This window comes from Bilifractor sp. HCP3S3_D3 (assembly GCF_052063915.1).
Taxonomy (GTDB): domain Bacteria; phylum Bacillota; class Clostridia; order Lachnospirales; family Lachnospiraceae; genus Bilifractor.
The window spans coordinates 117,861-133,360 of record NZ_JBQHWP010000007.1; the positions used below are offsets into that span (position 1 = coordinate 117,861).

Consider the following 15,500-nt stretch of genomic DNA (forward strand, 5'->3'; position numbering starts at 1 on the left):
GCTCTTCATAAGCGTCAAACGAGATAAAACACGCTGCGCGAGTTTTATCTCGCTATCGCGACGCTCGCCGCACACGAATACTTCGCATTCGGCTGCGGCTCACTGTTCGCGTAAAAAAGAGCCCCTCCGGATGCGCGGATACGGTCGGGTATCTCTCATCGTCAGAAACGCAGCCGGTGAGGCTCTTGTGATGATCCGGCGCATTCCGGTCTTTCCAATCATCGAATTGCCATCTGCGCCATTCTGTATCATTTATCTGTCATTCTCTCTGATTCGCTTTGAATCAGATTATAATTGAGCATTTTCTCTCCAGTCACCGGATCATAATAAAAATCCGGCATGTAACATCCCCCTTCATGAACGGCATTTGCCCTCGCATTTTCAATCAGGATCGGGTTACTGGGATGATTGTCCAGATACAGCTTCCACCCCTTCTCCTCCCACTGGAAGAGCTCCGACTCCGATGAATTCATCATTGCTCCTTCATAATACATTCTGATTCCCCCTCCCAAAAAACGTCGAAATATTACTGTATAAGCTCTTCGAAAACGCAGACAGGATCGTCACGCGCGAAGCGTGTGTAAGAGACTGGATGCGATTTCGAAGGCAACAGGTATGAGCGTGAAGCCGTGTGAAACACGGCGAAAACGCGAATACCTATAGGATTGCGAGAGTGCGAAGCACGGAGCAATCCGTAGCTTATACGTATAAAGCCGTCGTCAAGCGGGCAGTTTTGGGCATGCGAAGCATGCACAGAAAACTGCATGCTTGATCGACGCTAACATGTATGAGCATGGAGCGATGCGAAGCAACACGAGAATGCGAATACATGTTGCAGCTGCGTGAGTTGCGAAGCAACGGAGCAGCTGGCTTTATACACATTGGCGCACCCCACCTGCGGCACAACAACCACATTGCCCTACTGCCATCAGTACAGATCTTTCCTTCCCACGCATGAAATCACCGGGAACGGTACTCTCAGAGATTCCGGAATCAGCGGAATCTGCCGGGATTCCGCGTTCCGGCTTCAGCAATCCATCACTGGAAGGAAAGAAACTTTAAGTGATAAACTGCTAAAAAAATGGGATTCTTCCGTGATAAAACTATATTGAATGAAAAATGGGATTCTTCCGGATAAGAACAGACCTCTGCCGGGAGGCAGTATTGGAAGAACAGAAAATATGGAAGAATAAGAAATATAGAAGAAAGACATTTCAGATTACAACCAGAAATATCCGCATAAGCTCTGACGAACTACATAACAGACCGGTACATAAGGATCACCTCTTTTCCTCACGCCGCCGATGCATTTCATGTATGAATATTATACATAATGCAGGTATATTGCACAAGCAGAAATATCCGAACCACTTTACAATTTTTCAGAGTGTGGTATATACTGTGGCTGAAAGGAAGTGATGAGATGAAAATCGAAAAAATTAGCGATAATAAAATACGCTGTATTTTGACGAGCGAAGATCTTTCCAGCCGAAATATCCGGCTGAGCGAGCTCGCATACGGTTCCGACAAATCGCGCAAACTCTTTCAGGACATGATGAGAGAGGCACACTATGAAGTCGGTTTCGATTCCGGGAACTCTCCTCTGATGATCGAAGCGATCCCCACCTCTTCCGAAAGTCTGACTCTGATAATTACAAAGGTGGAAGACCCGGAGGAACTGGATACCAGATTTTCAAAATTTACCCAGCCGACTGCCTCCCTGGGTGACGGCCTTTTCTCTGATTCGACAGGGGGCGACGCGGCCACCCTTGCGGAACTCTTTGATCGGCTGTTCGAGGCGAGAAGGAAGGACACCGGTGACACCGGAAAATCCGCTGCAGCCAAAGATGCGGCAGGGAACAAAACAGACGCCTCTTCTGCCACAGAAACCGCGGACTCCAGACGCTCAAAGCTGAATGATATGCTTCCAAAGAAGCTCATACAGGTATTCCAGTTCCGGAGCCTGGACGACGTCATTTCAGCGTCCAAAGCGGTTCACAATTTCTACAGAGGATCAAATTCGCTCTACAAAACCGAGGCGGAGCAGAACAATTACGAGCTGATCCTGCATCAGTCCGGGATGTCTCCGGTGGATTTTTACCGGACCTGCAACATTCTGAGTGAATACGGCACATGCAGCACAGTGGATGAAGCCGGTGAGGCCTTTCTGCGGGAGCACGGCACTTCCCTGATTTCGTCAAATGCGCTGTACAGGCTTTCACAGCTTTGACAATGAGATAAAGGGACAGCAAAAGAGCTTCTGATCTGAATTCAGATCAGAAGCTCTTTTGCTGTCTACATATCTTCACATTTTCAGAGGCGGCCGTCCCGCCCGTGTAAAAAGGCTCGTTTCACTTATCCTGTGTGAGATAGCTGCGGATGTTCTGAATTGCTTCCTGCTCATCTGCGCCGTCAGCGGTTACAATCACATTCTCACCGTTATCCAGTCCCAATGTCATCATTCCCATGATGCTTTTCGCATTTACCTTCTTTGTACCGCTCTCAAGATAAATGCTGCTCTCATACTGACTTGCCACCTGAACCAGCATAGCAATCGGCCTGGTCTCAAGTCCGTTGGAAATCTGAATTGTAACATTATCTTTAATCATCCTGAAAATTGCCTCCTTGTTTCTCCCTCAGGTCCTCAGCAATGATACTGATCTTCCTTAATCTGTGGTTGACCCCTGACTTACCCACCGGAGAGCTGAGATGCTTTCCAAGCTCAGATAAAGTCGCTGTCGGATATTGTAACCTAATGTTAGCCATTTCGTCAAGTGCTTCCGGTAAATTGGACAGACCGATCCGCTCCTCGATCAGCCGGATATCCGCTATCTGCTTTGCCGATGCCGTGGCCGTCTTGTGGATATTTGCTGTCTCACAGTTGACCTGACGGTTCACATTTCCCCGCACTCCGCGCACAATCCTGATATTCTCAAACTCAAGCAGAGAAGCGCTCGCGCCCATCATGCCGAGCAAATCAGAAATCTGCTGGCTGTCCTTTACATAGACAACCCTGTATTTTTTCCGCTGAACAACCCTTGCGTCAACTCCCAGCATCTCAAGGATATCACGCACTCCCTCGGCCTGCTCCTCCGTGCTGCATACAATTTCCAGGTGATAAGAGGTGTTCGGATCGCTGATCGAGCCGCCGGCCAGAAAAGCTCCCCGGATAAATGCCCGCTTGCAGCAGGTCCTCTGAAGAATGACCTGCCGGCTGATCGGCACACTGTCAGAGATACGTCCCCTCTCATCGAGAAAACGCACCGCCTGCAGAATACGAACAGCTGTCTCCCTGTCTTCCACGATGATCTGGTACAGATCCGTCTTTTTTCTCCTCTTATCTTCCACTCGGACAAGCTCCGGACGGATGCGGAAAATTTTCTTCAGCAGCGACAGATATTTATCCGCGACATCCATGTGCTCCGTGCGGAAAACGATCTGATAATCATCTTCTTCCGTCGTCCTGACCGTCGCGCAGAAAATCAGAATCGCAGCAAGCTCTGCAATCTGACAGTGTCTGGCCGGACCAGCCTGGCCGATAAGTTCTTTTTTTACCTCTCCGGAAAAAGACATGATTTCATGATTTCCTTCTCGCGGCATCCTTGTCGATGTCGCGGTGTTCTATCCGAAGTCCGTACTCACCGGAGTGGCCCAGGCGGTGATACAGTTCCTCGGCAAGGGTAACCGAGCGATGCTTGCCACCGGTGCATCCCACGGCGATTACAAGCTGCGTCTTCCCCTCCTCGATGTAATTCGGGATCAGAAACTGCACCATGTCCACCAGCTTTGCGATAAACTGTCTGGACACATCGTATTTCATGACAAAATCATGAACCTCGCGATCCTTTCCGGTCAGATGCTTCAACTCCGGAACATAGTATGGATTCGGCAAAAACCTTACATCAAAGACGAGATCTGAATCGGCCGGGATGCCGTACTTGAATCCAAAGGACAGGATCGTAACCATGAGACTCTTGAAATCTTCATCCTCAACAAAAATCTTCTCCAGTTCCGATCTCAGCTCTCTGGTGAGAAGCTGACTCGTGTCCAGAATATAATCTGCCGCCTTTTTCAGTTCTTCCAGCTGCTCCCTTTCCCTGGCGATCCCGGTCTCGACCCTGCCTCCCTTCGCGAGAGGATGGCTTCGCCTCGTCTCCTTATAGCGCTTGATCAATGTACTGTCATCTGCATCCAGGAACAGAATCTTGTAGCGAATTCCCTTCTCCCGGAGCCCGCGCAGCACATCGCGAACCTCCGTCAGGCTTCCGCTTCGGATATCGACTCCCATCGCCACCTTATGAATCCTGCCCTCTTCTCCGTCAACGGTAAGCTCGATCATTTTTCCGATCAGAAAGACGGGAAGATTATCAACACAGAAATATCCCATATCCTCGAGCATTTTCAGAGCGGTGGACTTCCCCGCCCCCGACATGCCGGTTACAAAAACAAGTTCCAGTTCATCCATCTGCCTGCATCCTTTCTGATCTGCCATTGTCCAGATCTGATACGGTTTTCATACTGACCTTCAGCTCATGAGCTCCGAAATACGGTTTCCTCACCGGTCAAAGGCTCATGAGCCCTGAAACGGAATTTTGCCCTTATCCAGAACTAATGTAAAAACGGCACGCTGTTCTCAGCCCCGGAATCCCAGGAAACGAACCTCCGGCTCCAGATGCACCTGAAATTTATCCCAGACGCGCCTCTGAACCTGACCAATCAGTTCCCTCACGTCCTCTGCCGTCGCGTGATCACAATTGATCACAAAACCGCAGTGCTTCTCCGAAACCTGTGCGCCTCCTACCCGGAAACCGCACAGTCCTGCGTCCATGATCAGTTTTCCGGCAAAATATCCCTCCGGCCTTTTGAAGGTGCTGCCGGCACTCGGATACTCCAGTGGCTGTTTCGTTACGCGCGCATCCCGAAGTTCGTTCATCCTTGCGGTGATTTGCTCTCTGTCACCCTCTGTAAGCGAGACCTCCGCCTCCAGAACGATCCATCTCCGGTCCATGATCCTGCTGTGACGATAACCGAGATCCAGATCCCCGGCCGCAACAACGCGGACCTCCAGATTCTCATCAAGAACGGTCACAGATTTCAGAACATTCTTCATCTCTCCCCCGTAGGCCCCCGCATTCATCGTGCAGGCTCCCCCGAGCGTTCCCGGTATGCCGGAGGCAAATTCAAGCCCGGCGAGCGAGTGATCTCTCGCCTCTGCCGCCAGTCTGGACAAAAGGATTCCCGCTTCCGCGTGGATTATGCTTCCCTCTGTGTGAACGTGCTGCAGATTCTGATCAATCCGGATGATCACGCCCCGGTATCCCTCATCGCTGACCAGAAGATTGCTTCCGTTGCCGATGATAAACCATGGAATCTCCTGACCCCGGCAGAATCTGACGGTTTCTGCCACCGCCTCGCCTGACGTCGGACAGACCATCAAATCCGCCGGGCCGCCGATCCGGAAGGTCGTATGCCGTGACATCGGTTCCTCGCGGAATGCGTTATCTGCGCCGACAATCCTCTGGATTTCAACTATTGCTTCATTATTCATGTGTGTGCGTATTCTCCCTTCAGCCTCCCCAGCCTGACTGATTGAGCCCGTTGGCTGCTCCTGCTGTTCCCACATCTGCTCCTGTATCTGTTCCGGCGGTATCACCATCTGCACCTGTACCCGTTCCGGCTGTTCCGGCGCCTGCTCCATTACCGGTTCCGTCTGTTCCCTCATCATCCGGTATACCGTCGCCGTCCGCGTCGGCGTATCCGTTGTTCTGCGTCCCTGCCGTGTCTGCCGCGCCGGCGGTGCCCGCAGTATTCTCTGCTGTACCTGCCGTATTCGCAGCCGCTCCGCTCTGTCCAGTGCCGGAACCGGGTGTCGTATAGGTTCCGCCAAGCTCGGTAATGGCATACTCCGCGTATTCCGCCCTCCGCGTGTCCGGATTCGCGTCGATGATCGCCTGATATTCAGCGATTGCCTTGTCCGTGTCCCCGTTTTTCGCGTAGGCCTGTGCAAGGAGATTCATTACCTCGTAGTTATCGGCAGCATCCGAGGAATCGGTCAGCGCCAGTGCCTTCTCAAGATACGAAACCGCATCTTTCCAGTTTTCCTGATAAAAAGCAGTCTGCCCCTGCGTCACATAGGAGCTGTATGCCTGGCTCTGAAGATCAGACTTAATTGAGTCATAGATCTCACTCGCCTCTGTTGAAAGCAGGGAATTGTCCACCTTTGCGAAAGCGTCTCCGGCAGACTCGTAATCCCCGTTCTGATAATCCACATACGCCTGAAGCAGATTGTCATAGGACTGCTCCGTCGACTGAAGATCGGCGACCTGATCCTTCGCTGAACTCACCGAGCTGGTTGAATCATCAACCTGCTGCTGAAGATCATTGATTTTGCTCTGCTGCGCGGCGATCGTCGTTGTATATTCCGTGATCCTGGAGTTCGTCGACTCGCTGAGGCTCTTCCGGACAGCCGGACCGACCACAAAAGCCGCTCCCGCGATGCCAATCAGAACACCAAACAGTACATTTACCAGCGTCAGATACGCCGGCCTCTCACGAAATGCAGCCTGCCTGACTGCGGCGTTCTGCTGCAGATCCTCGTCCGGATTCTCATTCTTCTTTCTGCCTCTTCTTCTGTCGCGGGTCCGAATGTCCATTGTCGTCGTTGTGCCCGTCGCCTCATCAATCTCCCTGAGGTAACGAAGCGCGGACGGATTGACCCTGTCGATGCGAAGCACCCGCTTCAGCATCCTTCGCGCGTGAGAATACTTTCCATCCTTGATCTCAATCAGTGCCAGAAGGAGATAAGCGCTGACGAGCTTCGGATTGCGGCTGACAATTTTTCGAAGCTCAACCGCAGCGATATCATCGTTTCCCTCACGACAGGATCTCAGCGCCTCATTGTACTGACGAATTGTCTGATTCAGCTGTTCCAGGTGCTTCGGATCCGACCGCAGATTCTGAATAAAGTAAGCAGCATCGTTTCCTGCAGGTCGGAGATTGGCGCTGATAACCCATTCACTCAGGGCGGAAACCGCCTCCCCTGTCTCATAATATACCAGCCCGAGAAGATTTCTGGCCTGGATATTATTCTTATTAAACTGCAGGCTGATACGAAGCTTATCAACCGCGCCGGAGAGGTCACGGATCTGGGCCATATCAAGTCCCTGGTTGTAATAGCTTCTCGACAGCTGCTCCGCTATATCTTGGCCGAAAACCATTCATGACTCCTTTTCTGTCTTCGAAGAATTCTTCTGGTTGAGTTCCAGTTCTCTGAGAAGATCGACAATGTCTGTCAGATCCTGATTTTTTATCGCATTCTCAACATTCTCCACATCAAGACTCGGCTTAAACTTTTTCAGTTCCTCGTCATAATCCAGCATACAGAACCTGCTCCTTTCGTGTGTGAACTCCGGCGTTTTCTCCTGTTTTGCTTCGTCCTATTCAAATAAACCCTCAGTTTCGCTTCGAGGCGTTCAGATAAGCCTTCAGTTCTCCCGCCAAATACAGCGAACCGACGCAGAACAGCATGCCATCCTCCTTCAGGGCAAGGGCCAGATCAAGAGCCCGCTCTGGTGAAGGCTCCGAGAAAACCGCCACCGCTCCATCATTCCGAAACAACTCCGCAAGTTCATCCTCGGAAACTTCACGGCTGCCGGAGATCCGGGTCGTAATGACGCGGTCAGGGTGAATTCCCTCCACCAGTTCCCGGATCATGTCCTGGTATCTCTTGTCCCGGACACAGGAAAACAGCAGTGTGATCTCCTGATCCTTATGAAAATGTTCCACCGTTCTGACAAATTCGGCAATTCCGTCCGCATTGTGTGCGCCGTCGATGATGACATCCGGAAGCACCGTCTCCATCCTGCAGGGCCATTTCATCCGCGAAAGGCCTGCCGCCAGTTTTACCTCCGGTATCCCATGTATCTTCTCCAGAAGTTTCATCGTGAAAAATGCGAGAGAAGCATTCATCATCTGATACTCCGCAATCTGCGGAATCCGGAGACGGACGGCAGCAGTGCCATCCGGCGTAAAGTCAAAAGTGACCCCTTCCTTCGTCGTACGCACCGCATGGTACATGGCAGGTGTCAGCTCATAGCAGGGCGCTCCAAGTTCCTCTGCTCGCTTCCGGATCACTTCGGAAGCTTCCCCATCATGTCCGTCAAAGATTACCGGTGCGCCCTCCTTGATAATCCCCGCCTTCTCAAAAGCGATCTCCGGGATTGTATCCCCGAGATACTCCGTGTGGTCCAGGCTGATCGATGTAATGATGGATGCGAGGGGATGCCGGATCACATTTGTCGCATCCAGCCTGCCTCCCATTCCGACCTCAAGGATCGTATAATCTACCTGTTTTTCCCGGAAAATCATAAGGCCCATCAGGAATAAGGTCTCAAAGTAGGTCGGATGAGTATCCCCCTCCTCCATGGTCAGCTTCACCGCTGCCATCACTTTGTCAAAAGCCTCTGTAAACAGATCATCACTCACCGTTTCTCCGTTGATCTGGTATCTCTCATTGATCCGGATCAGATGCGGAGAGGTGAAAAGTCCGACCTTATACCCACCCTCCATCAGCATAGAATTCAAATAGGCGCACACACTGCCCTTACCGTTTGTCCCGGCCACGTGTATAATCTTCATTCCCTCTTCTGGGTGTCCGAGCCTGTCCAGAATGCGTCGTGTGTGATCAAGAGACGTCTTGGTGGTAAATTTCGGGATGCTTTCAATATAATCTACTGTTTCATCGTATGTCAATTTTTGGTTGCCTCTCCCTTTTCAAGGTATAATGCGAGCGGTTTTTCATCCGTTTCCGACAGAATCTCGTTCGAGGTATCACTCTTCTGAACCACACTGATCTCATCCGTGCCCTTCAGCTCAAGTCCCTGCGCAAGAAGCAGACTGTTGCTGACACAGACCGTATCCTTCACCATCTCACCATTCACCGCCAGTCTGCTGGCCGCCGTAAAGTTCTGCCCATAAATGTAATAAAGCGGTTCCTCATCGGTTCCGGATTTCACGATCCGCTCCACTTGAATCGGCTCGATGCCCATCTTCATGTCGGTCGGCGCGAACGGACTCGTTCCGTTATAGACGTACTGCTCGCCATATAGCATATCATACTGCATAACCTCCAGATTGCTCTGGTAGAACCGGTCTCCCCGCTCCGACTCATGGTATCTGACCAGCGTCCCGTCGTACAGCCCGAGCCTCTTCAGAACCTCGGCTGCGATCTGATAGGCGGCCAAATTCTTGTCTTTCTTCTTCAGGCCCATGTTATCCCAGATGATATAGGGTGTCCGGTATAGATTCCATCCCTTCACATCACTTTCCTTCAGTCCCATCGTCGGCAGATGATCTCCGTACATCACCAGAACAACCGGCTCATCAAAATTCTGAAGCGTATCCGTAAGCTCATGGACGAACTGATCCATCTCATGAATCTGCTCACAGTAATATTCCCACGAATAATCGTTCTGCTCTTTCTTCTCCGCTCCGGTCACAGTGATCACCGGATCACTGACCACAGGCTCGGTCGGGTAATCCCCGTGCCCCTGCACGGACACAGTATACACATAGTCCGCCCCGTCCGTGGATTTCAGAGCTTTCATGATTTCCGATGTCAGAATATGATCCTTGACCCACCCGGTTTCCGTCACATCGGTGATATCCGGCATGTATTCTTCGGAGGTGAAGGTATCAAAACCGAGATTCGGATAAACCGTATTCCTCCCGTAGAAGGTTGCCTCATTATTATGAATGGCGTGCGTACTGTACCCGATTTCCCTGAGATCAAAGGGAATACTCTCCACGGTTTCCTTTTTCAGAACTGTCTTGTAAGGATACTCACCTGCACCAAAATATGACAGACTCATGCCGGTGATTGCCTCAAATTCCGTGTTTACGGTCCCGGCACCCACGACCGGAACCTTAAGCATGCCGGAAGAATACTTTTTCTGCAGCTTATGGAAATAAGGAATCGGATCCTCGGAAATCCTCAGGCTTGTCACTGTCTCCGGATCAAAAAAAGACTCCAGCTGAAGAAAAACGAGATTGGTGTCCGCCGCTCCCTTCGTATCAGAATCGGGAAGCTTTTCATCCTCATCCTTCTCGATATAGCTGATCAGCTTCTCGGAATATCCGTTCGGCCGGCTCATTCCGGTATCAAAAACAGTGACCGAGAAACAGTATGGAAATCCATAGTTCTGATACGACATGGCAAGGTTTCCGAAATAACTGGAAAGGATTCTTGTGTGGATACCCAACTCGGTAGCACCCGCAAAAAGGGCAATGCTTGCGCCGACGATGACAACATCCACAAACCAGTTGCGTTTTCCCTGGTATTTCGGTGCCTTAAAGAAATAGCGGATCAGGAAAAAGATCCCTGCCGCCAGTCCGGCCATCATCAGGCCGAACAGGACCGGCGGAATATACTCCGTCACGACCTTCTTCGCGTCTGCCAGGAGCTTCAAATCCTGTCCCGTAAAAGGCGTGACGCGATTTGACAGAATAATTCCGTTCGCCAGACTCAGTACAAACCAGAAGCCAGACACAAATACACGCACCCAGACGCGCCTGCGGAACAGAAATGCCACCGACATCGTCGTAAAGATCAGAAACGCGTTGTACAGAAAGACAAGAGGACTGTCTGTCATGTATTTCCACGCGCCAATAAACGAACGCCTGGAGATCAGCTCCATGATAAAATACAGGACGCAGCACCACAATGCCTGGAACGGCACCGAAAAACGGTTCATCAGACGGACCCAGTATTCCCGGTCCGCCCTCTTCTTCCTTCCGTTCAAACATTCTGTGTCATTCCCGTCGCAGTTATCCTTCTGTCCGAACACGATTCTCTTCATCTTTCTGTTTCTCCAGCTGCGTCTGCTCTCAGTTCTTCTCCAGCTGAGCCAGACGCTCTTCCACCTGAGCCATCATCTGTCTGTAATTTTCAAGCTTATCCCGCTCCTCCTGCACCTTCTTCTCAGGAGCCTTCTGAAGGAATTTTTCGTTTCCAAGCATTCCGTTCGAGCGGGCAATTTCCTTCGTCAGACGTTCTCTTTCCTTCGTCAGACGCTCTCTCTCCTTGTCGATATCGATCAGATCCGCGAACGGGATGTAAATCACCGCACCCGGTATGATCGCCGAAAAGGCATCATCATCGATATTCTCCTTCGTCTTCTGAAGAGAAACGCTCTCCGCATGCGCAAGTGTTCCGAAGAACGACTCAGCCTCTCTGAACTTCTTCAGCACATCCTCCTCACCGGAAACGATGAAGACATTCGCCTTCTTGCTCGGCGGCACGTTATGAGAGCTGCGCACGTCACGAATTCTGCGAACCGCCTCCTTCATCAGCTCTACAGCTGATTCTTCTTCTTCAAAATGGCGTTCTTCCCTATAGACCGGCCACGGAGAGATCATCACAGATTCCTCGTCCGGATTCAATGTACAGTAGATCTCCTCCGTAATGAACGGCATGAACGGATGCAGAAGCTTAAGCGCCTCCGACAGAACAGTCTTCAGCGTCCAGAGAACCGGAAGCTTCTCGTCTTCGTTCTCACTGTAGAGCACCGGCTTGGACATCTCAATGTACCAGTCGCAGAACTCCTCCCAGATAAAATCATAGACCTTCTGAACTGCAATTCCAAGCTCATACTTGTCCATGTTCTCCGTGACATCCTTTGCGAGGGTATTCGCCTTCGAGAGGATCCACCGGGAAGCGTAATCCAGCCTTGCAGGATCCATCTCCTTCGGAACCTCCGTATCACCGAGGTTCATCATGATAAATCTCGAAGCATTCCATACCTTGTTCGCGAAGTTCCGGCTCGCCTCAACCTTCTCCCAGTAGAAACGCATGTCATTACCCGGAGCGTTTCCGGTCATGAGCGTCAGCCGCAGCGCATCCGCGCCGTACTTGTCAATCACCTCGATAGGATCAATGCCGTTTCCAAGGGACTTGCTCATTTTTCTTCCCTGCGAATCACGGACAAGACCGTGAATCAGCACATGGTGGAAGGGAACCTTCCCGGTCTGCTCAATTGCGGAAAACACCATCCGGATAACCCAGAAGAAGATGATGTCATACCCGGTCACCAGCACATCTGTCGGATAGAAGTACTCCAGCTCCGGCGTCTTGTCCGGCCAGCCAAGTGTAGAGAACGGCCAAAGTGCGGACGAGAACCAGGTATCCAGCGTATCCTCCTCCTGACGGAAATGCGTTCCCCCGCACTTCGGGCATTTTGCAGGCGCTCCGCCGCGCTGTACAACCATTTCTCCGCAGTCCTCGCAGTAGTAGGCTGGAATTCTGTGTCCCCACCACAGCTGCCGGGAGATACACCAGTCCTTGATGTTCTCCAGCCAGTGCGTATAGGTCTTGCCATAGCTCTCCGGAACAAACTGCAGATCGCCGCTGTTCAGCGCATCCAGCGCAGCCTGTCCCATCTCCTTCATCCGGACAAACCACTGTGGCTTAACCATCGGCTCGACGGTTGTATGGCATCTGTCATGCGTACCTACAGAATGCGTGTGCGGAACGACCTTTACCAGAAGTCCCAGGTCCTCCAGATCCTTCACGATAGCCTTTCTCGCCTCATAACGATCCATACCCGCATATCTGCCGCACTTCTCATTCATGGTCGCGTCATCATTCAGAATGTTGATTTCCTCGAGATTATGGCGTTTTCCTACCTCGAAGTCATTCGGATCATGAGCCGGGGTAATCTTTACGCAGCCGGTTCCAAATTCCTTATCCACATATTCATCCGCAATCACCGGAATCTCCCGGTCGGTCAGAGGCAGCTTCAGCATCTTGCCGACCAGATCCTTATATCTCTCATCATCCGGATTTACGGCAACAGCGGTATCGCCCAGAAGCGTCTCCGGACGCGTGGTCGCGATTTCGACAAATCTTCCCTCTTCGCCCACGATCGGATAATTGATGTGCCAGAAGAATCCGTCCTGATCCACATGCTCTACTTCCGCGTCCGACAGAGAGGTCTGACATTTCGGGCACCAGTTAATGATACGGCTTCCCTTATAGATCCAGCCCTTCTCATAGAGGCGGCAGAAAACCTCCTCAACCGCCTTCGAGCAGCCCTCATCCATCGTAAAGCGTTCTCTCTCCCAGTCAGCGGAGGATCCGAGCTTACGCAGCTGTTTCATGATCCGGCTTCCATAGTTGTCCTTCCACTGCCAGCAGTATTTCAGAAATTCCTCGCGGCCGATCTCGCGTTTGTCGATGCCCTTATCCTTCAGCATATTTGTGACCTTTACCTCGGTCGCAATAGCCGCGTGGTCGGTACCCGGCTGCCAGAGCGCCTCGTATCCCTGCATTCTCTTGTAGCGGATCAAAATATCCTGCATCGTATTGTCCAGAGCATGTCCCATATGCAGCTGACCGGTAACATTTGGCGGCGGCATAACGATGGTGAACGGCTTTTTGTCCGGGTTCACCTTCGCGTGAAAATATCCCTTGTCCATCCAGTTCTGGTAAATACGGTCCTCAATGCCCTTCGGATCGTAGGTTTTGGCAAGTTCCTTACTCATGAAAAAATCCTCCTCTGCCTTTTGGAAAAGCGAAAAATAAAAGCCCCCTGCACACATCGTGCAAAGGGCGATCATATCGCGGTACCACCTTGCTTCACATATGTATCCGCGAAAAGCAGAATCATATATGCCTCATTCTATCCGTTAACGGGGATCAGGCGGGAATCCCTTGCGACATGCAGGAATACTTCTCCGACGCACTCAGGATTCCGACTCAGAAGCTACCTTCCGCACAGGTAAACCCGGACCTCTCTCAGCAGCTGAAGTCCTCTCTGTCGGCGCCGTTGTGCGTACTCCTCTTCGTCACAGTCATTTTCATATTTACCGTTAATCATAATAAGGAAGTTTTCTTTTGTCAAGCGGATCCTGACCACCTGTGAAAAGGTATCCTGGCCGCCTGTGAAGAGAATCCTGACCGCCTGCGAAGGCACAAAAAAAGCGCCCATCTGCAGGCGCACTGTCATCTTCTCTCTATATTCTCAATTTTTTCTTTTACAGGAGGCAAAGGCTCCGGAATGAAGCTGCGACCGGTATCTCTGATCTCATCTCCATGCTGTCTGTCACAAGAGGGGCGGGAACTCCAGAACAGCTTCTGTTCTGCGGAAAATCGTCAGCCATCTGTTGCGGAGGAAATGGTACGATAAAACATTGGCGTGCTCTGAAGAATCTCACCCTGCCGTAAAACCATGCATAAATCCTGCTCAAGGTCTCTGGCGGAGTGATTACTCGTTCAGACATTCCATATCTTCATAAAATGAAAGCTTTGCTCGGAAGCTTTAACCTATAACCTCTCAGGCAGGTTTCCTGACTCACGGATCAACGTTTCATGCGCCTTCTCATATGTGCGGACATACAATGGCATTCGCATCTCGCTCCCCGTATACAGTGACCGGATCGTCCAGGCCTTTCACCTGGTTCCCTCTCAGACCCCTTCTGAGGTCTCACCTGAAAAGCTGATATAGAATTTATACACGCCATTTATCATATGACAGATCATGCCGCTTGTCAAGGGCCTGCTAAAACGTTTCGCATTTGCCCGTCTGCATTTGCCTGGCTAAAATATTCCGCTTTTGCTCGCCTGGCTAAAACGTTTCGCATTTGCTATAAGCCTTCTTAAACAGCCCTCGCTTTTTGCTTTCTGAAAGAATTACGGATAAACGCCGTGCCATCAGCATCACATTCAATGTCTCTGTGACATGTCCGAATAAACCTCACAAAAGCGTCCCATGAAAGAAGGCTCCTCGTGACCCGCCTTCAGGTGTGAGATATCTCCGATCCTCAGCGCGCGGAAGATCGCCGTACAGGATTCTCTTTCCTCCGTCACGAGCTCCGTCACAGATGAAGGCTGCATGCAAAGGAAGTGCCAGGGAATGAACGGCGAACAGTTCCACAGATGTGACAGCAGTACGCAGCTGACCCCGAAGTGGCAGAAAAGCGCCACGGTCTTTCTCGATTCTTTGCTCACATGGTAGCAGCCGTTTTCTCTCCGGTATCCGTATCCTTCAAGCAGACGATCCAGCTCCCCGGTCACCCAGTCGTAGACCTCCGTCATATTGCTGTTCTGCGCCACAAGAGTCTCCCTCCATTTTTCGGGATCCAGATAAGCCGGATCCTGCATCAGTGACGAAGGAAGCATGTCCCACGGAATTCCACGCGCAAGAGTCCCGTCTTCCAGTTTCCGTGCGTCCGGATATGCTTTCCTGAGTACATCCGAATGGTTGATATCCATCCTGCACTCAAATTCATGCAGCCATTCCATTGTTTTTCCATTTTCCCCAAGCTTTTCCAGAGTATATGAGGCAGTTTTCTGTGCCCTGCCCATGGGGGACATATAAATATCATCAATCTCTTCTCCGGCAAGAAGATCGGCCAGAAGTTCCGCCTCCCGGTCTCCCTTTTCCGTCAGCGTATCATGTACATAATCCGGGTCACCATGTCTAATCAGTAATAATCTCATATGA

12 protein-coding genes, 1 riboswitch and 1 other annotated feature are annotated in these 15,500 nt (G+C 51.1%); of the genes, 1 reads left to right on the forward strand and 11 read right to left on the reverse strand.

Features of this window, described 5'->3' with window-relative positions:
- Positions 1–248 precede the first annotated feature (248 nt).
- Positions 249–494, reverse strand: a complete 246-nt coding sequence (locus ACTNDI_RS06025) for a hypothetical protein (RefSeq protein ID WP_441099895.1) — start codon at positions 492–494, stop codon at positions 249–251.
- A 929-nt stretch (positions 495–1,423) separates the two neighbouring features.
- Here ACTNDI_RS06025 and ACTNDI_RS06030 point away from each other — a divergent pair.
- Positions 1,424–2,230, forward strand: coding sequence for an adaptor protein MecA (locus ACTNDI_RS06030; RefSeq protein WP_441099897.1), 807 nt, complete (start codon positions 1,424–1,426; stop codon positions 2,228–2,230).
- A 121-nt stretch (positions 2,231–2,351) separates the two neighbouring features.
- On the opposite strand, the gene ACTNDI_RS06035 is transcribed toward ACTNDI_RS06030, so the two are convergent.
- From ACTNDI_RS06035 to ACTNDI_RS06080, 10 genes are all read right to left on the reverse strand, one after another.
- On the reverse strand, positions 2,352–2,609 hold the full coding sequence (locus ACTNDI_RS06035) for an HPr family phosphocarrier protein (protein ID WP_441099898.1): 258 nt from the start codon (positions 2,607–2,609) through the stop codon (positions 2,352–2,354).
- Positions 2,602–3,573: a DNA-binding protein WhiA gene (gene whiA / locus ACTNDI_RS06040; protein WP_441099900.1), complete on the reverse strand. Its 972-nt coding sequence runs from the start codon at positions 3,571–3,573 to the stop codon at positions 2,602–2,604. Before whiA ends, ACTNDI_RS06035 begins: the two co-directional genes overlap by 8 nt.
- 4 nt (positions 3,574–3,577) lie before the next feature.
- Positions 3,578–4,456, reverse strand: a complete 879-nt coding sequence (gene rapZ / locus ACTNDI_RS06045) for an RNase adapter RapZ (RefSeq protein ID WP_441099952.1) — start codon at positions 4,454–4,456, stop codon at positions 3,578–3,580.
- 177 nt (positions 4,457–4,633) lie between these two features.
- Complete coding sequence (murB, locus tag ACTNDI_RS06050) at positions 4,634–5,548, reverse strand: UDP-N-acetylmuramate dehydrogenase (RefSeq protein WP_441099901.1); 915 nt, start codon at positions 5,546–5,548, stop codon at positions 4,634–4,636.
- Positions 5,549–5,567: 19 nt separating this feature from the next.
- Complete coding sequence (locus tag ACTNDI_RS06055) at positions 5,568–7,217, reverse strand: tetratricopeptide repeat protein (RefSeq protein ID WP_441099902.1); 1,650 nt, start codon at positions 7,215–7,217, stop codon at positions 5,568–5,570.
- Positions 7,218–7,379, reverse strand: a complete 162-nt coding sequence (locus ACTNDI_RS06060; RefSeq protein WP_441099903.1) for a hypothetical protein — start codon at positions 7,377–7,379, stop codon at positions 7,218–7,220.
- 73 nt (positions 7,380–7,452) lie between these two features.
- A complete protein-coding gene (locus tag ACTNDI_RS06065) occupies positions 7,453–8,751 on the reverse strand; it encodes a bifunctional folylpolyglutamate synthase/dihydrofolate synthase (RefSeq protein ID WP_441099905.1) in 1,299 nt (432 codons plus the stop codon).
- A complete protein-coding gene (locus ACTNDI_RS06070; protein ID WP_441099907.1) occupies positions 8,748–10,856 on the reverse strand; it encodes an LTA synthase family protein in 2,109 nt (702 codons plus the stop codon). Before ACTNDI_RS06070 ends, ACTNDI_RS06065 begins: the two co-directional genes overlap by 4 nt.
- 28 nt (positions 10,857–10,884) lie before the next feature.
- On the reverse strand, positions 10,885–13,539 hold the full coding sequence (locus ACTNDI_RS06075; protein WP_441099909.1) for a valine--tRNA ligase: 2,655 nt from the start codon (positions 13,537–13,539) through the stop codon (positions 10,885–10,887).
- Between the two features lie 60 nt (positions 13,540–13,599).
- Positions 13,600–13,855 (reverse strand) — a binding site (T-box leader).
- Positions 13,856–14,316: 461 nt separating this feature from the next.
- Positions 14,317–14,503: riboswitch (cobalamin riboswitch) on the reverse strand.
- A gap of 216 nt (positions 14,504–14,719) precedes the next feature.
- Positions 14,720–15,496 (reverse strand): histidine phosphatase family protein, encoded by a 777-nt coding sequence (locus ACTNDI_RS06080; RefSeq protein WP_441099911.1) that lies wholly within the window; start codon positions 15,494–15,496, stop codon positions 14,720–14,722.
- Positions 15,497–15,500 lie beyond the last annotated feature (4 nt).